The organism is Pantoea sp. GbtcB22, assembly GCF_019091025.1.
Lineage (GTDB): Bacteria > Pseudomonadota > Gammaproteobacteria > Enterobacterales > Enterobacteriaceae > Pantoea > Pantoea leporis.
In genome coordinates this window covers 1-244 of record NZ_JAGXKB010000639.1, presented here as the reverse complement: position 1 = coordinate 244, position 244 = coordinate 1, and the positions used below count along the sequence as shown (strand labels likewise).

General features: G+C 50.0%; 1 pseudogene. It reads left to right on the top strand.

What is annotated here, in order from left to right:
- Window positions 1–244, top strand: a pseudogene (locus KVT28_RS26235) (colanic acid biosynthesis pyruvyl transferase WcaK); the annotation flags it as partial.

The window sequence follows — 244 nt, the reverse complement described above, 5'->3', positions numbered from 1 at the left end:
AAGAAGGGTGTTGATACCGCATTTTTGGCTGAAGCGCGTGAAGTGGCCAATCCAAGCCATAACCTGTTGCACTGGCAGGCGATTATCAGCTCACGCAAAACCATTGCGTTTACAGTGCGTGAACTGGCGCCGTTCGACAAACGTCTCGGCGTAACGCAGAAAGAGTATGAAACTGACTTTTGCCGCGTGATTAAGGTGATGATTGACGAAGGTTATCAGGTGGTTGCCTTCTCTACCTGTACCG